Origin of the sequence: Streptomyces sp. NPDC047043 (assembly GCF_040644055.1) — a bacterium.
Classification (GTDB): domain Bacteria; phylum Actinomycetota; class Actinomycetes; order Streptomycetales; family Streptomycetaceae; genus Streptomyces.
Genome location: NZ_JBEYVO010000001.1, coordinates 554,662 through 576,027, shown reverse-complemented (window position 1 = coordinate 576,027; position 21,366 = coordinate 554,662). Strand labels below are relative to the sequence as shown.

The 21,366-nt window shown below is 71.4% G+C and carries 21 protein-coding genes and 1 pseudogene; 14 read left to right on the top strand and 8 right to left on the bottom strand.

The window, feature by feature from the left end; genetic code table 11:
* Window positions 1-31: 31 nt before the first annotated feature.
* Window positions 32-859: a PaaX family transcriptional regulator C-terminal domain-containing protein gene (locus ABZ880_RS02810; RefSeq protein ID WP_361255679.1), complete on the bottom strand. Its 828-nt coding sequence runs from the start codon at window positions 857-859 to the stop codon at window positions 32-34.
* A gap of 130 nt (window positions 860-989) precedes the next feature.
* Between ABZ880_RS02810 and ABZ880_RS02805 the strand changes: the two genes are divergently transcribed.
* The 7 genes from ABZ880_RS02805 to ABZ880_RS02775 are packed head-to-tail and all read left to right on the top strand — an operon-like array spanning window position 990 to window position 9,669.
* The gene (locus tag ABZ880_RS02805; protein ID WP_361255676.1) at window positions 990-2,549 is read left to right on the top strand and encodes an FAD-dependent monooxygenase; all 1,560 of its coding nucleotides are present in this window, start codon (window positions 990-992) and stop codon (window positions 2,547-2,549) included.
* Window positions 2,546-4,597 carry an acetate--CoA ligase family protein gene (locus ABZ880_RS02800; protein WP_361255673.1) on the top strand — a complete coding sequence of 684 codons (2,052 nt, stop codon included), beginning with the start codon at window positions 2,546-2,548 and terminating at the stop codon, window positions 4,595-4,597. Before ABZ880_RS02805 ends, ABZ880_RS02800 begins: the two co-directional genes overlap by 4 nt.
* An 11-nt stretch (window positions 4,598-4,608) precedes the next feature.
* On the top strand, window positions 4,609-6,282 hold the full coding sequence (locus tag ABZ880_RS02795; RefSeq protein WP_361255671.1) for an AMP-binding protein: 1,674 nt from the start codon (window positions 4,609-4,611) through the stop codon (window positions 6,280-6,282).
* The gene (locus tag ABZ880_RS02790; RefSeq protein ID WP_361255668.1) at window positions 6,272-7,369 is read left to right on the top strand and encodes a cupin domain-containing protein; all 1,098 of its coding nucleotides are present in this window, start codon (window positions 6,272-6,274) and stop codon (window positions 7,367-7,369) included. The genes ABZ880_RS02795 and ABZ880_RS02790 overlap by 11 nt, the downstream gene beginning before the upstream one ends.
* Window positions 7,366-8,196: a fumarylacetoacetate hydrolase family protein gene (locus tag ABZ880_RS02785; RefSeq protein ID WP_361255665.1), complete on the top strand. Its 831-nt coding sequence runs from the start codon at window positions 7,366-7,368 to the stop codon at window positions 8,194-8,196. Before ABZ880_RS02790 ends, ABZ880_RS02785 begins: the two co-directional genes overlap by 4 nt.
* Window positions 8,193-8,891, top strand: coding sequence for a maleylpyruvate isomerase family mycothiol-dependent enzyme (locus ABZ880_RS02780; RefSeq protein WP_361255663.1), 699 nt, complete (start codon window positions 8,193-8,195; stop codon window positions 8,889-8,891). Before ABZ880_RS02785 ends, ABZ880_RS02780 begins: the two co-directional genes overlap by 4 nt.
* A 49-nt stretch (window positions 8,892-8,940) precedes the next feature.
* Entirely contained in the window at window positions 8,941-9,669 is a 729-nt protein-coding gene (locus tag ABZ880_RS02775; protein ID WP_361255660.1) for an alpha/beta hydrolase, read from the top strand.
* A gap of 44 nt (window positions 9,670-9,713) precedes the next feature.
* On the opposite strand, the gene ABZ880_RS02770 is transcribed toward ABZ880_RS02775, so the two are convergent.
* From ABZ880_RS02770 to ABZ880_RS02760, 3 genes are all read right to left on the bottom strand, one after another.
* Window positions 9,714-12,089, bottom strand: a complete 2,376-nt coding sequence (locus ABZ880_RS02770; RefSeq protein ID WP_361255657.1) for an excinuclease ABC subunit UvrA — start codon at window positions 12,087-12,089, stop codon at window positions 9,714-9,716.
* A 102-nt stretch (window positions 12,090-12,191) separates the two neighbouring features.
* On the bottom strand, window positions 12,192-13,478 hold the full coding sequence (locus ABZ880_RS02765) for an MFS transporter (protein ID WP_361255654.1): 1,287 nt from the start codon (window positions 13,476-13,478) through the stop codon (window positions 12,192-12,194).
* Complete coding sequence (locus tag ABZ880_RS02760; protein WP_361255651.1) at window positions 13,475-13,885, bottom strand: VOC family protein; 411 nt, start codon at window positions 13,883-13,885, stop codon at window positions 13,475-13,477. Before ABZ880_RS02760 ends, ABZ880_RS02765 begins: the two co-directional genes overlap by 4 nt.
* A 142-nt stretch (window positions 13,886-14,027) precedes the next feature.
* Here ABZ880_RS02760 and ABZ880_RS02755 point away from each other — a divergent pair, with 142 nt between their 5' ends.
* On the top strand, window positions 14,028-14,207 hold the full coding sequence (locus ABZ880_RS02755; protein WP_361255648.1) for a hypothetical protein: 180 nt from the start codon (window positions 14,028-14,030) through the stop codon (window positions 14,205-14,207).
* A 9-nt stretch (window positions 14,208-14,216) separates the two neighbouring features.
* Here ABZ880_RS02755 and ABZ880_RS02750 read toward each other — a convergent pair whose 3' ends face one another.
* A complete protein-coding gene (locus tag ABZ880_RS02750) occupies window positions 14,217-15,110 on the bottom strand; it encodes an aminoglycoside phosphotransferase family protein (protein ID WP_361255645.1) in 894 nt (297 codons plus the stop codon).
* 60 nt (window positions 15,111-15,170) lie between these two features.
* Window positions 15,171-15,353 (bottom strand): winged helix-turn-helix domain-containing protein, encoded by a 183-nt coding sequence (locus tag ABZ880_RS02745; protein WP_361255878.1) that lies wholly within the window; start codon window positions 15,351-15,353, stop codon window positions 15,171-15,173.
* 168 nt (window positions 15,354-15,521) lie between these two features.
* Here ABZ880_RS02745 and ABZ880_RS02740 point away from each other — a divergent pair, with 168 nt between their 5' ends.
* From ABZ880_RS02740 to ABZ880_RS02720, 5 genes are all read left to right on the top strand, one after another.
* Complete coding sequence (locus ABZ880_RS02740) at window positions 15,522-16,061, top strand: hypothetical protein (protein WP_361255642.1); 540 nt, start codon at window positions 15,522-15,524, stop codon at window positions 16,059-16,061.
* 267 nt (window positions 16,062-16,328) lie between these two features.
* Window positions 16,329-16,730, top strand: a complete 402-nt coding sequence (locus tag ABZ880_RS02735) for a hypothetical protein (protein WP_361255639.1) — start codon at window positions 16,329-16,331, stop codon at window positions 16,728-16,730.
* 156 nt (window positions 16,731-16,886) lie between these two features.
* Complete coding sequence (locus ABZ880_RS02730) at window positions 16,887-17,666, top strand: class I SAM-dependent methyltransferase (RefSeq protein WP_361255636.1); 780 nt, start codon at window positions 16,887-16,889, stop codon at window positions 17,664-17,666.
* A 33-nt stretch (window positions 17,667-17,699) separates the two neighbouring features.
* On the top strand, window positions 17,700-18,644 hold the full coding sequence (locus ABZ880_RS02725) for an RNA polymerase sigma-70 factor (protein WP_361255634.1): 945 nt from the start codon (window positions 17,700-17,702) through the stop codon (window positions 18,642-18,644).
* 112 nt (window positions 18,645-18,756) lie between these two features.
* The gene (locus ABZ880_RS02720; RefSeq protein WP_361255631.1) at window positions 18,757-19,965 is read left to right on the top strand and encodes an FAD-dependent oxidoreductase; all 1,209 of its coding nucleotides are present in this window, start codon (window positions 18,757-18,759) and stop codon (window positions 19,963-19,965) included.
* A 28-nt stretch (window positions 19,966-19,993) separates the two neighbouring features.
* Here ABZ880_RS02720 and ABZ880_RS02715 read toward each other — a convergent pair.
* Together ABZ880_RS02715 and ABZ880_RS02710 are read right to left on the bottom strand one after the other, a co-directional pair.
* Window positions 19,994-20,376, bottom strand: a pseudogene (locus tag ABZ880_RS02715) (restriction endonuclease); the annotation flags it as partial.
* 39 nt (window positions 20,377-20,415) lie between these two features.
* Complete coding sequence (locus ABZ880_RS02710; RefSeq protein ID WP_361255628.1) at window positions 20,416-20,706, bottom strand: zinc-ribbon domain-containing protein; 291 nt, start codon at window positions 20,704-20,706, stop codon at window positions 20,416-20,418.
* A gap of 201 nt (window positions 20,707-20,907) precedes the next feature.
* On the opposite strand from ABZ880_RS02710, the gene ABZ880_RS02705 reads away from it, so the two are divergent.
* A complete protein-coding gene (locus ABZ880_RS02705) occupies window positions 20,908-21,357 on the top strand; it encodes a hypothetical protein (RefSeq protein WP_361255625.1) in 450 nt (149 codons plus the stop codon).
* Window positions 21,358-21,366: the final 9 nt, after the last annotated feature.

The following is a 21,366-nucleotide window of genomic DNA, read 5'->3' as shown; positions in this document are numbered from 1 at the left end:
TCGGTCAGGCTGCAGCGGCCGTGGAATGGTCCTACGCCGATTCCGAGTTGGGTGGCGCGCCCCGGACGCCGGCCACCTCGTCGTAGTAGGACTCGGCCGCCGGGCCGAGGATCTCGTGTGCCTCCAGGAACATCTCGTGCGCCTCGTGGCCCACCCAGCCCGCCGGGAGGAGATCGGTCGGCAGGTCGGGGTCGCGGAAGGGGAACTTGCGGTAGTCGTACGTCAGCCGCATGCGCTCGACCAGCGCCTCCTGGGGGCTCAGCGCCCCCGCCCGGTACGACGGCATGCGCACCCGGTAGGTGCGCAGCAGCTCCCGGTAGTCCTCGTTGAGTGCGGCGAGATCCCAGCTGCGGGCCGCCATCTCGCGGTCGACGGGCAGCCCGCCGGACTGGCAGCGCAGAGTGTCCAGGCGTACGGAGGGCTCGTCGGCGAACCTCTCCCGGACCTCCTGGAGGCGGTCGTGCGGGGAGACGTAGGTAGACGGGGCCAGCGGGCCGAAGCCCAGCCAGGCCAGCTCCTTGCGGATGCGGTCGCGGACACCTCGCTCGGACTCCGGGACCGAGTAGATGACCATGTACCAGTGCCGGTCCCAGTCGGACGGAGCCCGGTCGAAGATGCGTGAGCGGCCCTCGTCGAGGAGCTGCAGGCTGCGCTTGTTGAGCGCGTAGAGCGTCTCCCTGCCCTCCCGCCGCACGTCGAACCAGCCCTCCTTGCGCATGCGCGCGAGGACCACCCGCACCGTGCTCTCGCCGACGCCGAAGCAGTCCATGAGGGTGCTCAGGGTGCGCAGCCGGGCGGCGCCGCCGCGGTAACGGACGTAGTCGCCGAACAGGTCGAAGACGATCGATCGAGGCTTCACAGAAACGACTATGTCACACGGACGGCCGTTGCAGAGATGCGTCGCGTTCCAGGTAACCGCGTGCTCCACGGGCCTGTAAATGCGTAACAAATGATTGACGTCCGTGGAATGAGTGACACACAATGCCGGTGTGCGGGCCCAGCCCGTGCGGATACTGGACGTGGAGGCGCAGATCATGGTTTCTCGGATCGCTTGCGTGGGAGGCGGCCCCGGCGGGCTGTTCTTCGCGGCGCTCATCAAGCAGGCCGATCCGTCGGTCGAGGTGACGGTCTTCGAGCGGAACCGCGCGGAGGACACCTTCGGCTTCGGCGTGGTGTTCTCGGACGCGACGCTGGCCGCCATCCACGCGGCGGACCCCGTGCTGCGCACCGCCCTCGCCGAGCACGGCCGCCACTGGGACGACATCGAGGTCCGGCTGAAGGGGCAGAGGATCCGCGTCGGCGGCAACGGCATGGCCGCCATCACCCGCAAGACCCTCCTGCAGCTGCTCCACGAGCGGGCCGAGGAGGTCGGCGTCGAGCTCCGCTTCAGCCACGAGGTCCCCGCCGACCCCGGGCAGCCGGCCGGCTACGACCTGATCGTCGCCGCCGACGGGGCGAACTCGCGCTTCCGCGACCGGCTCGCCGACGTACTCGTGCCGGAGGTGGAGGTCGCCACCGCGAAGTTCATCTGGTTCGGCACCGACTACCTCTTCGACGGCCTGACCTTCGTGCACGAGCACGGTCCGCACGGCACCTTCGCCGTGCACGGCTACCCGATCAGCGACAGCGTCAGCACCTTCATCGTGGAGACGGACGAGCAGTCCTGGCGGCGGGCGGGCCTCGACGAGTTCGACACCGCGCAGCCGCCCGGCGCGAGCGACGAGAAGACCAAGGCCTACCTGGAGAAGCTCTTCGCCGAGCAGATCGACGGGCACGAACTGCTGGTCAACAACTCCCGCTGGGGCAACTTCCGCACCCGCCGCGCCCGGCGCTGGCACTCCGGCAACGTCGTCCTCCTCGGCGATTCCGCCCACACCGCGCACTTCTCGGTCGGCTCCGGCACCAAGATGGCCATGGAGGACGCCATCGCCCTGGCCGACAGCCTCCTCGCCCACCGCGACGACCTGACGGGCGCCCTGGAGGCGTACGAGGCGGCCCGGCGCCCCTCGGTGGAGAAGATCCAGAACTCCGCCCGGCCGAGCCTGTCCTGGTGGGAGCACTTCGGGCGCTACCACGACGCGTTCGGGCCGACCCAGTTCGCCTTCCACTTCATCTCCCGCAGCATCGGCAAGGAACGCATCGCCCGCCGCGACCCGGACTTCGTCGAACAGGTCGTACGCGACTGGCAGTCCGTGCACGGCGGCCATGCCCCCTTGGACACGCCGATCCGGCTGGGGGAGCGGGAGTTCACCGGACGCCGCCTGACCGAGGCCGACCTCACCGCCCTGCACGGAGAGGGCTGCCGGTGGCTCACCGCACCCGAGAGCGAGGACCAACTGCCGCAGATCTACGACCGGTTGGGCCAAGCCGCGGTGGAAGTCGTCGCCGTACAGGGCGGAACCCCGCTCACCCGCTCGCTGCTGGCCGAGCAGGCCCGACTGGTGCACGGCGTACCCGTGCTGATCGTGGAGCCCGGGATGGACGACGACCGCGCCGAGACGCTGCTGCTGTCCGGACGCGCCGACCTGGTGTCGGGGGAGCGGGCATGAGCACGGACCTCACCCCGCTGTTCGCGCCCGCGGGCGTCGTGGTGATCGGCGCCTCGCGGCAGAGCGGCAAGCTGGGTGCCGCCATGGCCCGTTCGCTGGCCGCCTTCCCCGGCGCCCGCGCCCTGGTCAACGCCCACCGCCCCGACCCCGCCGCGGGCGTGTACGCCTCGGTCGCCCAAGCCGCCGCGCACACCGACGGACGGCTCGACCTGGCCGTGCTCTGCGTGCCCGCGGCCGGCAGCGCGGACGCGCTGGCCGAGGCGGCCGCCGCCGGCTGCCGTGCCGCGCTGGTCTGCGCCGGCGGCTTCGGTGAGGCAGGACCGGAGGGCGAGGCACACGCGGACGCACTGCGCCGCGTCGCCCGGGAGACCGGCATCCGGCTCCTCGGCCCGAACACCTCCGGCTTCTTCGCGCCGCACCTGGGCCTGACCGCCAGCTTCGTGCCCGCGGCCGGGCAGCTGCCGGCCGGTGACATCGCCGTGGTCGCGGCCAGCGGCGGCGTCAACCACGCCCTCTCCTTCGACCTGGCCGCCGCCGGCAACGGCATCAGCATCGGTGCCGGCATCGGCGCGGGCCTCGACGTCACCGCCGCGGACGTCCTGGAACACCTCGCCGAAGACGGTCGTACGAGCGCCGTCGCGCTGCATCTGGAGACGGTTCCGGACGGACCGCGGCTGGTGGCGGCCGTGCGCCGGGTGGCCGCCGTGAAGCCGGTCGTCGCGCTGGTCGTCGGGCGCACGGACGTCGGGGACTTCGCCCGGTCGCACACCGGGGCGCTGGCCACCTCCTGGCGTACGACGCGGGCGGCGCTGCGCCAGGCCGGGGCGGTCGTCGTGGACGACGAGCGGGAGATGGTGGACGCGCTCACCGCGCTCTCCCGCATCCAGCTGCGGCCTCACAAGGAGCCGGGGCTGGCCATCGTGACCGCCCAGGCCGGCCCCGGGCTGCTGCTGGCCGACCGGGCCGGCACCGACGGCATCCGGATGCCGCAGCTGGCGGAGGCCACGCAGCAGACCCTCGCCGGGCTGCTGCCCCCGCTCACCTACCAGCGCAACCCGGTCGACACCGGCCGGCCCGCCGAGACCTTCGCCCGCGTGCTCGAGGCCACCGCCGCGGACCCGGACGTGGACCTGCTCGCCGTCTACGCCCTGACCGAGCCCGACAGCGTCGACCTCGCCTCGGCCGCGCAGGCCGCGGGCCTGGGTGCGGACGCGCCGGCCGTGGTGGTCGTCGGCGGCCTGCCCGAGGACGTCGCCGAGCAGCGGGCGCGGCTGCACAAGGCGGGGATCCCGGCGCTGACCGGACCGGCCTCGGCCGCCAACGCCGTACGCGCCCTGGTGACCCATGCCCGACAGCGCGCCTGCGGGACGGACGTGTCCGCTCCGACAGCTGCCGCCCCGGTGCCGCCCGGCCCCCTCGACGAGAACGCCGCCAAGTCCTTCCTCGCCGAGCTGGGCATCCGTACCCCCGTCCGCGTCGCCTGCGAGAACGGCGCCGATGCCCACTACGCCCTGCGGCTGCTGGAGGGGCCCGTCGCGGTCAAGGTGCTGGACGCCGCGATCCTGCACAAGACGGAGATCGGCGGGGTCCACCTGGGCGTGCGGACCCCCGAGGAGCTCGATGCGGCGCTGGACGCCATCGGGCCCGTCCGCCGCTACCTGGTGGAGGCGATGGCCCCGCCCGGCGTCGACCTCGTGCTCGGTGTGCGGCGCGATCCCGTGTTCGGGCCGGTCGTGCTCGCGGGACTGGGCGGCACGGCGGCCGAGGCGCTCGCCGATGTCGCCATCCGGCTCGCCCCGCTGACCGCGGCCGAGGCCGCCTCGATGCCCGACGACCTGGCCGCCCGTGCCCTCCTCGACGGCTGGCGCGGCGGGCCGGTGCTCGACCGGGACGAGTTCGGGCAGGTCGTCTCCGCCCTCGCGGCAGCGCTCGCCGCGAGCCCGGACACCGCCGAGATCGAGATCAACCCGCTGCGGCTGACCGCCGTCGGGCTGATCGCCCTGGACGCCGTGATCGTCCCCACCGCTGCACCCGCACAGGACCGCTAAGGAGAACGACCATGCCCAGGCCGAGCAGCAAGGGTGCTGTCCCCTGGCCCGAGGAGTACGCCCGGCGCTATGCCGGCAAGGGGTACTGGGAGGGCGATGCGATCGGCGACCGGCTGCACGCCGTGGCCGACGCCGTTCCCGACGCGGTCGCACTCGTCGACGGCGACCGCCGCCTGACATACCGTCAACTCGCCGAGCGGGCGGACGCGGTGGCGCTGCGGCTGGCCGCGCTGGGGCTGCGGCCGGACGACCGGCTCGTGGTGCAGCTGCCCAACACCGCCGAGTTCGTGATCCTCACATACGCCTGTCTGCGCCTCGGTGTGATCCCGGTGATGGCGCTGCCCGGACACCGTCGACATGAGATCGGGCACCTGGTCGAGCACAGCGAGGCGGTCGCCATCGCCGTCCCCGACTCCCTCAAGGACCACGACCACCAGGCGATGGCCTTCGAGATCGCCGAGGCCTCGCCAACTCTGCGGCACATCCTGGTACTTGGCGACAAGGTCGACGACGACGCCGTGGACCTGGGGGAGTTGTGCCGTGGGCCCGGCACACCGGCCGACCGAGCCGCCATCGACGCCCATCGGCCCGGCAGCCGCTCGATCGCCGTGTTCCTGCTCTCCGGCGGCACCACCGGACTACCCAAGCTCATCGCCCGCACCCACGACGACTACCTCTACAACGCCCGCCGCAGCGCCGAGGTCTGCGGATTCGGCTCCGACACCGTCTACTTCGCCGCGCTGCCCCTCGGCCACAACTTCCCGCTCGCCTGCCCCGGCCTCCTCGGCACGCTGCTGCACGGCGGTCGGGTCGTCCTCGGCTCGCCCAACCCGGAGAAGGCGTTCCCGCTCGTCGAGCGCGAGGGCGTCACCGCAAGCGCCCTGGTCCCGGCCGTCGCCCAGCGCTGGCTGGACCACCACCGGGAACACCCCGGGGCCGACCTGAGCTCCCTGCGCGTGCTGCAGGTCGGCGGCTCCCGGCTCGCCGACCATGTCGCCCGGCGGGTCCGCCCCGAACTGGGCTGTACCCTCCAGCAGGTGTTCGGCATGGCCGAGGGCCTGCTCAACTACACGCGCCTGGACGACTCCGAGGACGTCATCTGTACGACGCAGGGGCGCCCCATGTGCGAGGACGACGAACTCCTCGTCGTCGACGAACTCGGCGACCCGGTCCCCGACGGCAGCCCCGGCGTGCTGCTCACCCGCGGCCCCTACACCCCGCGCGGCTACTACCGCGCCGAGGAGCAGAACGCCCGCGCGTTCACCGCGGACGGCTGGTACCGCACCGGCGACATCGTGCGGCTGCTGCCCGACGGCAACCTCGTCGTCGAGGGCCGCGACAAGGACATGATCATCCGGGGCGGGGAGAACATCTCCGCGGAGGAGATCGAGAACTTCGCGTACCAGACGCCGGGCGTCGCCCGCGCCGCCGCGGTGGCGATGCCCGACGCTCAACTCGGCGAGCGGGTCTGCCTCTACGTCGTAGCGGAAGCGGGCCGCACGGTGACCCTCGACGACGTCCACCACGTCATGGAGCGCGCCGGAGTCGCGGGCTTCAAGTTCCCCGACCGGCTGGTCACCGTCCCCGAACTCATCGCCACCAAGGTCGGAAAGATCGACAAGAAGGCCCTGCGCGCCGACATCGTGCGCCGCCTCGACGCCGAAGGAATCCTCCATGGCCAGTGAAACCACCGTGCCGGTCATAGCTCCGGACGAGACGGACCCCGAACTGCGGGGGCTCTACGACGGGTTCGCGGCCGGCGGGCTCATCCCGCTGTGGACCGAGATCGGCAACCTGATGCCGCTCACCCCGCAGCCCGAGGCCGTGCCGCACGTCTGGCAGTGGGACACCCTGCTGCCGCTCGCCCGCCGGGCCGGCGACCTGGTGCCGGTCGGACGGGGAGGCGAACGCCGGGCGATCGCGCTCGCCAACCCGGGCCTGCCCGGACGGCCGTACGCAACTCCCAATCTGTGGGCGGCGATTCAGTACCTGGGACCGCGCGAGGTCGCCCCCGCCCACCGGCACTCGCAGGGCGCGTTCCGGTTCATTCTGGAGGGCGAGGGCGTGTGGACGGTCGTCAACGGCGACGCCGTCGAGATGCGGCCCGGCGATCTGCTGCTCACCCCCTCCATGCACTGGCACGGCCACCACCACGTCGGCGACGCCCCGATGGTCTGGCTGGACGGCCTCGACATTCCGCTCGTGCACCGCCTCGACGCCGGGTTCTTCGAGTTCGGCGAGGACGGGGTCTCGGACCGCTCGACCCCGTCCCGGTCGCGGAACGAACGGCTGTGGGGCCACCCGGGACTGCGCCCCGTCGCCGCGCCCGCCAGCCCCAACTCCCCACTCATGGCCTACCGTTGGGCCGACACCGACGACGCCCTCACCGCCCAGCTGGAGCTGGAGGACGAGGGCCATCCCGGCGTCATCGAGCCCGGGCACGCCGGCATCCGCTTCACCAACCCGGCCACCGGCCGCGACGCCCTCGCCAGTCTGCGTACCGAGATGCACCGCCTGCGCCCGGGCACCACCACCGCCACCCGCCGCACCGTCGGCTCCTCCGTCTGGCAGGTCTTCCGCGGCAGCGGCACCGTCACCCTCGACGACCGCGTCATCGACGTCAGCGCCGGCGACCTGATCGCCGTCCCCTCCTGGTGCGCGCTGACCGTCGCCGCCGACACGCAGCTGGACCTCTTCACCTTCAACGACGCGCCCGTCTACGAGGCGCTCGACCTCGCCCGCACCGAAACCACCGGGAGCACCCCCGCATGAAGCTCGCCACCATCCGCACCGCCGAGGGCACGGCGGCCGTCCGCCTCGACGGCGGCAAGGCCGTGGAGACCGGCGCTCCCGACGTCGCCGCCCTGCTGCGCCGCCCCGACTGGCGCACGGCCGCTGCCGCCGACGGCCCGGCGCACGACGTGGCCGCCCTCGACCTCGCACCGGTCGTCACCACCCCCGCCAAGATCTTCTGCGTGGGCCACAACTACCGCGCCCACATCGCCGAGATGGGCCGCGAGATGCCGAAACACCCCGCCCTGTTCGGCAAGTTCGCCAACGTCCTGCTCGGCGCCCGCGACGACATCGTCCACCCGGGGGAGACGGAGCAGCTGGACTGGGAGGCCGAACTCGGCTTCGTCGTCGGCTCGCGCCTGCGCCGCCGGGCCACCAAGGAGGAGGCGGCGGCCGCGATCGCCGGCTACACCGTCGTCAACGACATCTCCATGCGGGACTGGCAGTGGCGTACCCCGCAGTGGCTGCAGGGCAAGGCCTGGGAGGCCAGCACCCCGGCCGGGCCCTGGCTGGTGACCGGCGACGAGATCGACGACGCGGCCGATCTGGAGATCCGCTGCGAGGTGGACGGCGAGGTCATGCAACGCTCGCGCACCTCCGACCTGCTCTTCACGCCGGCGGACATCGCCGCCTACCTCAGCACGTTCACGACGCTGGAGCCGGGCGATCTGGTCCTCACCGGCACCCCGGGCGGGGTCGGTGCGGCGCGCGATCCGAAGGTGTTCCTGAAGCCCGGCCAGGTCGTACGCACCGTCGTCGAGGGTGTCGGGGAGTGCGTGAACACGGTGGTCGAGGACAAGCCGTGAGGGTCCTCGAATGGGTCGAGGAGGGGCAGCGGCGGCTGCAACAGGCGGTCGACGCGCTGCCGTTGGACGCGGTGGCCGAACCGTCCGCCCTCCCCGGCTGGACCCGCGGCCATCTCCTCACCCACCTCGCCCGCAACGCCGACGCCCTGGTCAACCTGCTGAACTGGGCCCGGACCGGCATCCGTACGCCGATGTACGCCTCACCGGAGCAGCGCGGCGCCGACATCGAGGCCGGTGCGCGGCGGCCCCTGGCCGAACAGCGGGCGGACGTACGGGAGTCCGCCGCGCGCTTCCGTAAAGCCGCCGAGGCGCTGTCCGACGACGCCTGGTCGGCCACCGTCGTCAGCGGGCAGGGCCGTGAGATCCCTGCGGCGGAGGTGCCGTGGCTACGGGCCCGCGAGGTGTGGATCCACCTGGTCGACCTGGACGTCGGCGTCGGCATGGACGCGCTGCCGTCCGACCTCGCCTGGGCCCTCGTACGCGATGTGGCCGGATGGATGTCGTCCCGCGTCGAGGCGGGTACCGGAGCCGAGTTGAGCGCGGAGGGCCACAGCACGGTGGTGCTCGGGTCGCTGCCCGCAGGCGTCACGGTCAGCGGGCCGCCGTATGCCCTCGCGGCCTGGCTCACGGGCCGCGGCGGCGCTGAAGGAATGCAGGTCGTGGGTGAACTGCGGACCATTCCCCGCTGGTTGTGAACTCACTTTTCACCACTTGATCATCACCACTCGATCAAAGGAGATCGACATGAGCGAGACCTTCGTCCTGGTGACCGGGGCCTGGCACGGCGGCTGGGCCTGGCGTCCGGTCGCCACCGAACTCAGAGCCGGCGGGCACGAGGTGCACACCCCCACCCTGGCCGGGCTGGGCGGCGACGACGACCCGCGCGGGGTGACCCTCACGGACTGTGTGAACAGCCTCGTGGAGTACGTCGAACGCGCCGGGCTGACCGACGTCACCCTGGTCGGCCACAGCTGGGGCGGCTACGTCCTGACCGGCGCGGCACCGAAGCTCGCGGCCCGCATACGGCGCCTGGTGTTCTGGAGCGCCTTCGTGCCGAACGACGGCGAGTCCCTGATCGAGGCGTGCCCGCCGCACTACGGCGAGATGTTCCACGCCCTGGCGGCCGCCTCCGGCAACGACACGGTGACACTGCCGCTGGAGGTGTGGCAGCAGGCGTTCATGCAGGACGCCGGTGAGGAAACCCAGCGCACGGTGCACTCCCTGCTCGTACCGCAGCCGCTGGGCACCTTCACCGAGAAGCCGGACACGACGGCCTTCGCCGCGCTCGACATCCCCACCGCCTACGTCCTGTCCACCGAGGACCTCTCCCTGCCCGGCGAGTGGGCCTGGGCCGAACGCTTCCCGCAGCGGCTCAAGAACCCGCTGATCGTCGAGACCCCGGGCAGCCACGAGGGCTGCTTCACCCGCCCCGCCGAACTGGCCGAGGCGTTCGTGCGGGCCTGCGCGGTCTAGGGAGGACCGGGGTGCCTGCCCTGCGGTGCAGGGCAGGCCTGCGGTCAGGCGCCCACGTACTCCGCGAGGTGCTCGCCGGTGAGGGTGGAGCGGGCGTCGACGAGGTCCGCGGGGGTGCCCTCGAAGACGATGCGGCCGCCGTCGTGGCCGGCGCCGGGGCCGAGGTCGATGATCCAGTCGGCGTGCGCCATGACCGCCTGGTGGTGCTCGATGACGATCACGGACTTGCCGGAGTCGACCAACCGGTCGAGCAGGCCGAGGAGTTGCTCGACATCGGCGAGGTGCAGGCCGGTGGTCGGCTCGTCGAGGACGTAGACGCCGCCCTTGTCGCCCATGTGCGTGGCGAGCTTGAGCCGTTGCCGCTCGCCGCCGGAGAGCGTGGTGAGCGGCTGGCCGATGCTGAGGTAACCGAGCCCGACGTCGACGAGCCGCTCGAGGATCTTGTGCGCGGCCGGTGTGTGCGCCTCGCCGGAGCCGAAGAACTCCTCGGCCTCGGTCACCGACATCGCGAGCACCTCGCTGATGTCCTGCCCGCCCAGGTGGTACTCCAGCACCGCCGCCTGGAACCGCTTGCCCTCGCAGTCCTCGCAGGTGGTGGAGACGCCCGCCATCATCCCCAGGTCGGTGTAGACGACCCCGGCGCCGTTGCAGGTGGGGCAGGCGCCCTCGGAGTTGGCGCTGAACAGTGCCGGCTTGACGCCGTTGGCCTTCGCGAACGCCTTGCGGATCGGTTCGAGGAGTCCGGTGTACGTCGCCGGATTGCTGCGCCGCGAGCCGCGGATCGGGGCCTGGTCGACGTACACCACACCCTCGGCAGTGGGGATCGAGCCGTGGACGAGCGAGCTCTTGCCGGAACCGGCCACGCCGGTGACGACGACGAGCACGCCCAGCGGGATGTCGACGTCGACGCCCTGCAGGTTGTTCGCCCTCGCGCCGCGGATCTCCAGCGCACCGGCGGCCTCCCGCACCGTCTCCTTGATCGCGGCACGGTCGTCGAGGTGGCGGCCGGTGGTGGTGTCGCTGGCCCGCAGTCCCTCGACGGTGCCCTCGAAGCAGACGGTGCCGCCCGCCGTGCCGGCGCCCGGGCCGAGGTCGACGACGTGGTCGGCGATCGCGATCGCCTCCGGCTTGTGCTCCACGACGAGCACCGTGTTGCCCTTGTCCCGCAGCTGCAGCAGCAGGTCGTTCATCCGCTGGATGTCGTGCGGGTGCAGCCCGATCGTCGGTTCGTCGAATACGTAGGTGACGTCGGTGAGCGAGGAGCCGAGGTGGCGGATCATCTTGACGCGCTGTGCCTCGCCGCCGGACAGCGTGGCCGCCGGACGGTCGAGCGAGAGGTAGCCGAGGCCGATCTCCACGAAGGAGTCGAGGCTGTGCTGCAGCGCGGTGAGCAGCGGCGCCACCGACGGCTCCGCCAGACCGCGGACCCACTCGGCCAGGTCCCTGATCTCCATCTGGCAGGCGTCGGCGATGCTGATCTTCTTGATCTTCGACGACCGGGCGCCCTCATTGAGCCGGGTGCCGTCGCACTCGGGGCAGGTGGTGAAGGTGACCGCGCGCTCCACGAACTCCCGGATGTGCGGCTGCATTCCCTCCTTGTCCTTGGAGAGCATCGACTTCTGGATCCGCGGGATCAGGCCCTCGTAGGTCATGTTGATGCCCGCGATCTTCATCCTGGTCGGCTCGCGGTGCAGGAAGTCGTGCAGTTCCTTCTTGGTGAACCTGCTGATCGGCTTGCCCGGGTCGAAGAAGCCCGACTCGGCGTAGAGCCGCGAGTTCCAGCCGCCGCCCTTGTAGCCGGGGACGGTGATCGCGCCCTCGGCGATCGACAGGGACTCGTCGTAGAGCTGGGCGAGGTCGAGATCGGTGACCGTGCCCCGGCCCTCGCAGCGGGGGCACATGCCGCCCGTACGGGAGAAGGTCACCTTCTGCGCCTTCTGCGCGCCGCGCTCCACGGTGATCGCACCGGCCGCCTTGACCGAGGGGGTGTTGAAGGAGAACGCGCCGGGCGGGCCGATGTGCGGCTCGCCGAGCCGACTGAAGAGGATCCGCAGCATGGCGTGGGCATCGGTGGCGGTGCCGACCGTGGAGCGGGGGTCGCCGCCCATCCGCTGCTGGTCGACGCTGATCGCGGTGGTCAGCCCGTCGAGGACGTCGACCTCGGGCCGCGCCAGCGTGGGCATGAAGCCCTGGACGAAGGCGCTGTATGTCTCGTTGATCAGCCGCTGCGACTCGGCGGCGATCGTGTCGAACACCAGGGAGCTCTTGCCCGAGCCGGAGACGCCGGTGAACACCGTCAGCCGGCGCTTGGGGATCTCGACGCTGACGTCCTTGAGGTTGTTCTCGCGCGCGCCGTGCACGCGGATCAGATCGTGGCTGTCGGCCAGGTGCGGCTCGGGCGAGTGCGCGTCCGTCCTCATCGTGTCTCCATCCGTCGGGCGGGGCCGCCTTCGCGTGGTGTCCATGACGGTCAGGCTAGGTGCGGCCCGTGGGTCGGCGCTGCTCGATTCCTGATCGGTCGGTCACCCGGCCGACGGTTTCCCGCGCCGGGCCGCCAGCAGCACGCACGCGACCGCGCCGAGCGCCACCGTGGCGAGCCCCGAGCCGCCCAGCGTCGCCCGTGGGCCCAGCGCTGCGGTGAGCGGCCCGCCGAGCGCCGTGCCCAGCGGGGAGGCGGTGAGTAGCGCCGCGCTGCGGGCCGCGAGCATCGCCGCCAGGTGCTGCGGCGGCGACTTCGCCTGCATCAGCGTCACCGACAGCGGTACGAACGGCCCGTAGATCGCGCCCCCGAGCATGAAGCACACGACGGTGACACCCGTCGGCACGCCGAAACCGAACGGCAGCAGCGACAGCCCCCAGGCGATCACGATGCCGACGGTCACCGGCCACAGCGGCAGCCGCCGCAGCGCACCGACCGCGAGCCCGCCGAGCACCGCGCCTACGCCGAACAGCATCCAGTACAGGCCGAGCAGCGCGCCCGATGCGTGCAGGTCGTCGGTCACGTGGAGCGGCAGGGCGACCTCGAGGGGGCCGTACAGCAGGTTGAAGAACCAGGTGAGCGTCAGCAGCCCGAGCAGCTCGGCCCGGGAGCGCAGCAACGCGAAGCCGCCGCGGGCGGCCTTCTGGTCGACCGGGGAGACGGCGGAGTCGGGCCCCGACTCGGGCAGTCCGGTGCGCACGACGACCACGGCGAGGAACACGTACGTGAGCGCGTCCAGGCCGAGCACGAGCGCCGAGCCGGTGTACGTCACCAGCACGCCGGCGATCGCGGGCCCGGCGATCGTGGCGGCGAAGTTGAGCGTGCTGACGAGGGTGTTCGCGGCGAGCCGCTGCTCGTCCGGCAGCAGCTCGGCCAGCAGCGTGTACTTGCCCGCGCTGCCCCACGCGTGCAGCAGCGACGAGACCGCGAGCAGCACGACGTACAGCGCCGGCGTGAGCAGCCCGGCCAGCCAGGCCAGCGGTACGGCGCCGAGGACCACGCCGCGCAGCACACTGTCGGCGAGCAGCAGCCGCCTGGCCGGCACCCGGCGCAGCCAGCGGCCGAACGCCAGCGCGCCGACCACACCCGGCAGGGTGTACGCGGCCACCGCGCCGCCGACCCACAGCCCCGCACTCGCGTGCGGTGCCAGCTCGATGGCGAGCCAGGCCACCGCCACGAAGCTCATCCCGTCGCCGAGATATGAGACCGCGAACCCGAGGATCAGCCGCCGGAAGACCCGGTTGGCGAGCACCGGCCGGTAGGCGGTCGGCACAAGGCGCTGCACCACCCGGGGTGTCTCGGCGGGATCGGCGACCTCCGGAGCACTCACCGCCGCTCGCTGATGCGGATCAGGTTGCCCGCGGGATCCCGGAAGGCGCAGTCGCGCACGCCGTACGGCTGCTCGATCGGTTCCTGGACGACCTCGGCACCGCCGGCCTCCATCCGCTCGAAGGCGGCGTCGAGGTCGGCGGTGGCCAGCAGGACGCGCGCGTAGGTGCCGTTGGCCATCATCGCGGCGACGGTGCGGCGCTCGTCGTCGGTCACGCCGGGGTCCACGGCCGGCGGCTCCAGAACGATGGAGGTGCCCGGCTGCCCGACGGGACCGACCGTGATCCAGCGCATCGTGCCGGAGCCGACGTCGCTGCGGACCTCGAAGCCGAGGATGTCGCGGTAGAAGGCCACGGAGGCGTCCGGGTCCTCATGCGGAAGGAAGCTCGCGTGAATGGTGATGTCCATGCCCTTCACGCTAGGCGCGGCCCACACGCCGGGGCTTCTCGATTCCTGACCGTTCAGACCTGCCGGATGTCACAGACGGGGGCCGTGTCGACGTCGTGACCTGCCATGGCGAGACCGAACGGATGCATGTCCACCTCCAGGGATGTCCGGACGGGGCTCACCCGCCGTCCTGACCGGGCGCAAGGCCATCGCGTACAAGAACGCCACCCTCAACGGTGCCAAGAGGCTGTTCCGTCACCCGGGTCCCGTCCTCACGCGCCGCCGACACCTCATTCCCGACGCCGAGGCCGGCATGGCCCACACGGGCAGAGCACAGGCCTGATCCGCAACGTCAGTCAGTCACCGCCCGGATGACATGCCGCGCGTTGTTCGCCATCGCCGGGTTCGTCGTCCGGTAGTACGGCAGCGCGATCACCGCCTGGGAGAGCGTGCGCCCCCGGCCGCGGCGCCAGGTCGCGTCGTCCACGTCAAGTGCCTTGCGAAAGGCGGCTCTTGCCTCGACCGGCAGTAGATTCCACGCCGGGAAAAGGTCGCACGCCGGATCACCCACCCCCATGCACCCGAAGTCGATCACCGAGGTCAGTCGGCCGTCGCGTACCAGCAGATTCCCCGGCATCAGATCGGCGTGCAGCCACACCGGCGGCCCGTCCCAGTCCGGTGCCCGCAGTGCGTCCTCCCATACGGCGGTCAGCGCGTCGCAGTCGACGCCCTCCTGCGGGATGCCGCGCAGTTCCTCGATCGCCGCCCGGGTCGAGACGTCGAGCGAGGCGAGCGGCCCGCCACGGTAGGCCGCCGGCGCCCCCGGCAGGTCGAGGCCGCGCATCGCCGCCACGAACGCGGCCAGCTCCTCGGCCAGTTGAACGGGCTCGGCCAGGGCTCCCTCCTCGGGGTTGCGCCCGGACAGCCACCGGTACACCGACCACTGCCACGGATACCCCTCGGCGGGCTGCCCGGCCCCGAGCACCTCGGGAATCGCCGTGGGCAGCAGGGGCGCGAGGCGGGGCAGCCACTCCTGCTCCAGCGCCACATCCTTGGCTCCGCCTTCCACCAGCGGCAGCCGTACGACCATGTCGTCGCCGAGCCGGTACATCGCGTTGACCGTCCCGCCGGACGGAAACCGCACTACTGCCCGCCCCGCCCACTGCGGGAACTGCCCGGCGACCAGCCGCCGTACGAGATCGTCGTCGACGGGCAACAGTCCGGGATGCATCTGCCCAGTGCTCATGGAGCGCCATCCGATCCTCCGGCGCCGATGGGCGTCAAACCCTTTTCCCCCGTGGGGTGTTCACAGGCACAGCCGGTCACCGAGCGGGCTGCACAGGTACAGCACGGCGTGGCCGTCGCGTGCTCGGCTGACCAGACCGGCGCAGTGGAGCGCGCCGAGGTGTTGGCTCACCGTGCCGGGGCTGACGTCCAGGCGGTGCGCCGGCTCGGTCGTACCCGCGGGCTCTGCAAGCGCGGTGAGGATGCGGGCGCGGCGTGCGGCCGAGCAAGGTCGGACAGGGTTGTCGGGGAGGGGGCGGCGGCGGAGTGCCAGACCGTGGCGAGGTCATCTGGCGACGAAAGATCCCAGATTGCTCAAGTGGGGCGCTTTCTCCTCCTGATGCCGCTACAAGTAGTACAGGAGGGGGACGAAATGTTGGCTACGCTCACTCGCCGCCAAGTCGGCCTGGTTGCCGCCTGGGCTGCCGTGCAGGCCTTCGTAGCATGGGGAATCTACATCTGCTGGACCCACTTGCGTGGCTCGTTCGGGCATCGCGCTTGGCAGGTAGCCCTGCCGCTCCTCTGCCTGATCGCCGTGATCTACGCCGTGCTTCGCACCATGTTCGCGGCAATCGAGAGCCCTACCACTTCTTTAGCCGTAGGTGGAGCGATCGGCGCAGGGGCCATCGCAGCACTGCTGTCCGCTGCTCCAGGGCTCGCCTGGGCTGTCGGAGTGCTCATGGGCATCTTCATGACTCTCATCGCCACGGCGACCTTGCGCGCCCTCTTCGCCTCCGATCCAGCGAAGCGAAAAGACGCACGCGAGGTTCTCAGCATCCTCACGCGGCAGACGCAGGACTCTCAGACGGCCGCACCCCCCGATGCCGGAAACGGTGGTGGCTCCGCCCAGGGACAGAACCAAAGCGCCGATGCAGGTCAGAACACGGCTGCACCACCCGCACCTGGCCCCTGAGGTGTTCAGCCTGAACCCAACCGAGGCCTTGGCGTCGGGCGGCGGATCGGGGACATCGCTCATGACCCGCTTGAAGACGTCGGAGGGTCCGTCCGGCAGCAGGAAAACTCCGGCGGCTGGCTCACCTGCGTCTCGCGGTCTCGCACCGGTGGCAATTCGGCCCCTTCAGTTCGTAACACGATCACGCGCCCCAGTCTCAGTAGCTGTGTCGTGGTGACGCGTGGGAGCGTTGGCCCTGGGCGATGGCCTGTGTGGGGGAGAGGCTGGATGAGCGTGTTGTGGGCGGCGACGTCGCCGGAATCGGGACTGTTCCATCCGGTTGAGCGACGTTCAGAGGCCAAGGATCTGTCCGATCGCTTCAACGACCTGCGCTCCTGTGGTCAGGGGTATGTCGAGGTTCGGTCGCCGGACAGGGAGTTCCCGGTGCTGATCCTTGCCTTCCGAGATGATCACGCGGTCGTCCATCTGCTGAGTGACACCGAGCGGATGTCGCTGCTCGTAGGAGACGGCACCGTACCCTCCGGCGCCGAGGTCGAAGTCCCGATCATGGATGACCTCGCCGTGTTCACGGGGGACTTTGTCCTGAATACCGATCGGGCCTGGGACCTGGTGCAGGACTTCACGCAGACGCGGGCGGCCGACCGGCTGGGTGAGTGGTGTGAGTTGTAGCTAGGAGCTCGTGACCGGACCATGATCGGTGCTTCTTCCGTCGCCACCAGCAGATGAGGCCGCAGGCGAGGTCGTCCAAGTCGAGCCGGAGCAGCAGCATTCGGCCCAGAGCAAATGTCTCGCTCCGCCGGTGACCGGCCTGGTGGGATCCGGAGCATGACTGCTTCTGCTGCCGGGGGAAGCCCGGCGACGTACGACGTGATCGGTGTCGGATACCGGCGGGTGCGGCAACCCGACCCGCGGCTGGCCGCGATGATCCACGAAGCGCTGGCGGGGGCGCGCACCGTCGTGAACGTCGGGGCGGGCGCCGGTTCCTATGAGCCGGCGGACGCGGAGGTCATCGCGGTGGACCCCTCACAGGTCATGCTCGACCAGCATCCCGGCCACCGTAAGACCCTCGCCGGTGCGGAGGAACTGCCTTTCGGGGACGACTCGTTCGAGGCCGCGATGGCGGTGCTGACGGTGCACCACTGGCCCGACCTGCACCGTGGTCTGAGCGAGTTGCGGCGCGTCTCCCGTCGGCAGGTCGTCTTCACCTGGGACCCGCAGCACCTGCCCGAACTGTGGCTGATCGAGGAGTACCTCCCGGAGATCCGGCAGCTCGACCACGCCCGCTTCACATCCGTGTCGGAGGTGGCGGAGGCCCTCGACGCACACACCGTCCTGCCCTTCCCGATCCCGCACGACTTCACCGACGGCTTCCAGGTCGCGCACTGGCGGCGCCCGGAGCTCTACCTCGACCCCGTCATCCGGCAGGCCAGCTCCTCCTTCGCCGCGCTCCCGCCCTCCGTGGTCGAACCCGCGATCGCGCGACTGCGGGCCGACCTGGCCTCGGGCGTCTGGCAGCGCCGGCACGCGGACCTGCTGGGCCGGGACTCCATGGACTACGGCTACCGCCTGCTCGTGGCCGGAGAGACGGACCGGGGGCACAGGTGATCGTGGCGCGGCCCGCGGGCTAGGATCCCGACCATGGCTCTGACCATGGACGACGTGGACCGGTTCGAGGCCTCCAGGCCCCGCCTGGAGGCCATCGCCTACCGCCTCCTCGGCTCAGCGAGCGAGGCCGAGGACGCCGCGCAGGAGACGTTCCTGCGCTGGCAGGCCGCCGATGTCGACCGCATCGAGGTCCCCGAGGCCTGGCTGACGAAGGTGCTCACCAACCTGTGCCTCAACCAGCTCACCTCGGCCCGCGCGCGGCGCGAGACCTATGTGGGCCAGTGGCTGCCCGAACCACTGCTCGCCGGGGACCCGATGCTCGGCCCGGCCGACACCGCCGAACAGCGCGAGTCGGTCTCCTACGCGGTCCTCGCCCTGCTGGAGCGCCTGACCCCCAACGAGCGCGCGGTGTACGTGCTGCGGGAGGCCTTCGACTACTCGCACCGGGAGATCGCCGAGATCCTCGACATCACCGAGGCCTCCTGCCAGCAGATCTTCCACCGCGCAAAGAAGCACGTCGCGCAGGGCAAGGCCCGTACCGAGGTCGACGAGGCCACCGCGCGTCGGGTCATCGACGAGTTCCTCGCCGCCGCCACCAGCGGCCGGACCGAGCCGCTCGTACGGCTGCTCACCGAGGACGCCGTCGCGATCGGCGACGGCGGCGGAAAGATCCCGGCCCGCGCCAAGGCGTTCGAGGGGGCTCTCGCGGTCGCGAAGTTCATGCGGGGCCTGTTCAAGCCGGGCAAGGCCCAGCGCGCTCTGGCCGGCGGCTCGGTCGAGCTCCACGCCACGACCGCCAACGGCGGCCCGGCCCTGGTGGCGGTCGTCGACGGACGGGTCTTCGGCGTCATGTCCCTGGAGATCACCGCCGATGGCATCGCCGCGTTCCGCAACCAGGTCAACCCCGACAAGCTCGAACGCGCGACCCAGCAGTGGGCTGCCGCCGACCACGGCGAACCCGTGGTCAGCCTCTTCTGACCCTTTCGACTCCGATGTGAGGTGCTTCACATCCGGTTCCTGTCAGGAAACGGCGGGCCGCCCGGTTCAAGAGGCGAATCCGCTGAAGACAGGACCAGACAGGAGCACGGACATGCAGCACCGCATCGTCGTCCTCGGAGCCGGCTACACCGGAGCCACCGCCGCAGGGCGCCTCGCCAGGCGACTGCGCCGCGAAGACGTCGCCATCACCCTCGTCAACGCCGAGCCCGACTTCGTCGAACGCGTACGGATGCACCAGCTGGCGGTCGGCCAGGAGCTCAAGCACCGGCCCTTCAGCGAGATGTTCGCGGACACCGGCGTGAACCTGAAGCTCGCGAAGGTCACCGGCGTCGACGTCGACCGCAGGACCGTCGCCGTCGTCGACGTGAGCGGCACCGAGGAGCGCGAGGAGGAACTGTCGTACGACACCCTCGTGTACGCCCTCGGCAGCGGCTGGAACGACCAGGGCGTCCCCGGGACCGCCGAGCACGCCCACCAGATCGCGAGCCGCCCGGGAGCGCTGCGGCTGCGTGAACGCCTGGCCCGCCTGGACGCCGGACAGCCCGTGGTCGTGGTCGGCGGCGGCCTCACCGGGCTGGAGGCCGCGACCGAGATCGCCGAGGCCCGTCCGGACCTCGACATCGCCCTCGCCGCGCGCGGCGGCCTCGGCGACTGGCTCTCCGACAAGGGCCGCGCCCACCTGCGCAAGGTCCTCGACAGGCTCGGCGTCACCGTGCACGAGCACACCGCCGTCGCCGCCGTCGAAGCCGACCGCGTCACCACCGCCGACGGCACGTCCGTCCCGGCCGCGGTCACCGTGTGGACCACCGGCTTCGCCGTCCACCCGATCGCGAAGGCCACCACCCTCGAGGTGACCGACACCGGTCAGATCGTCGTCGACGGGACCATGCGCTCGGTCTCGCACCCGGACGTGTACGCCGTCGGCGACGCGGCCCTGGCGATGGGCCCCGGCGACAAGCCCCTGCGGATGTCCTGCGCCTCGGGCACGCCCACCGCCTGGCAGGCCGCCGACTCCATCGCGGCACGCCTGACCGGCGGCAAGCTCCCGAACGCGCCGCTCCGCTACTTCAACCAGTGCATCTCGCTGGGGCGCAGGGAAGGCCTCATCCAGTACGTCACCGCGGACGACCGCGCCGTGCGTGCGGCCCTGACGGGACGGTTCGCCGCCGTCTACAAGGAACTGATCTGCAAGGGCGCGGCCTGGGGCGTCGCCAACCCGACGCTCGGAGTACCGGCGAGGCGCCGCCGCGCGGTGCGGCAGCCGGCCGAGGTGGGCGCGGCGGTGAAGACGGCGGCCTGACCGGCATGTTCGTCAGGCCGCGGTGGCGCTGGGGGCCCAGGCGCGGACGGCCCGCGAGTGCGACGACGTGCTCGCGGGCGGCGGGGCTGTGGCCGACGAAGCGCTGGGGGACCAGGATGCGGTGGTCGTCACCGAAGGCGCACCGGAACTCCTAAGCGGTGAGCACCAGTTCGCGCATACGCCGGTCCCAGTGCCGCCGTACGGTCGCGAGCCGCTTGGTCCCCGCCGGCTCCGGTTCCAGGCCGACGGCTTCATACAACTCGCCGTGGAGCGAGGGCGGGAAGTGCAGGTCGAGCAGCAACCCGGCCATCCGGACCAGCAGTTCGGGCTCGCGCCGCAGGGCGGTCCGCGGCTCCGGCGCCAGCCGCCGGCACCCGTCTCCCGGAGATCCCGCACCCCGGTATCGGGACTCCGGGTTCTGCCGGTCATGGAGCGGGCGGGCTCGAGTCCTCAGTGCTGGTACGGCTGCTGCTGCGGCTGCCCGTACGCCGGCCCCGACTGCCCGGCGGCGGCCTGCGCCTGCAGCTGCTCCGCCTGCTCCTTGGTCACCTTCTGCTCCGCGCCGCAGAACGTGCACTGCGTCGCGTACTTCGTCGAGAACGGGAACAGCGGCACGAAGAACAGGGTGAACTTCGTGACGCGCTTGCGGAGCGTGTGCGCGGCGGGGTTTCCGCACTGGCCACAGACGAGCGTGAGTATGGCGAGCTGGTAGAGGTAGCCCTTGGTGCCAAAAATGATCATTCGTAGGTTCCCTTCCGGGGCGAAACCTGTCGGCAAACAGTACGACTGCCAGGTGCCGTGAACGGCCCACGCCGCCCACCCGTAACCCCTGTTGTACCCAGGCCCGTGACGGCGGGCGGAACGGCGCGGATACGAAAGAGGCACGTGTTGCGGCAGTCATTACGAGGACGTACCGGACGTATCCCGCCCACGGCCCGGCTGATGCGTGGTGCGACGCTGGCCGGCAGTCTGGCCCTGCTTCCGCTGGCCGCGGCCTGCAGCGGGGGAGAGGACGACGGTGCCGCCAGGTCGAAGGGGACCAGGACGGCCGTGACCAACGCTCCCGCGGCCGGAGTTGTGGCGCCGGCGAAGGTCGAGGTCATCGCCGGCCTGACCGGCTGCAAGGCCAAGATCCGTATCGAGGCGGAGGAACTGCGCCAGGGCGTGTGCCACACGAAGGCCGCCGACTACCTCATCACCACCTTCCCGCGGGGCGAGTACCAGGAGGTCTGGCTCGAAAGCGCCGCCATGTACGGGGGCAAGTACCTCGTCGGCTCCCGCTGGGTCGTCAGCGCGCAGCCGAAGATGCTGGAGGGATTCCGGCCCAAGATCGGCGGGACCATCAGGCAGCTCGGGAGCATGGGCCCGACGCCGGGGCCGAGTACGTCGTAGCGACGCCTC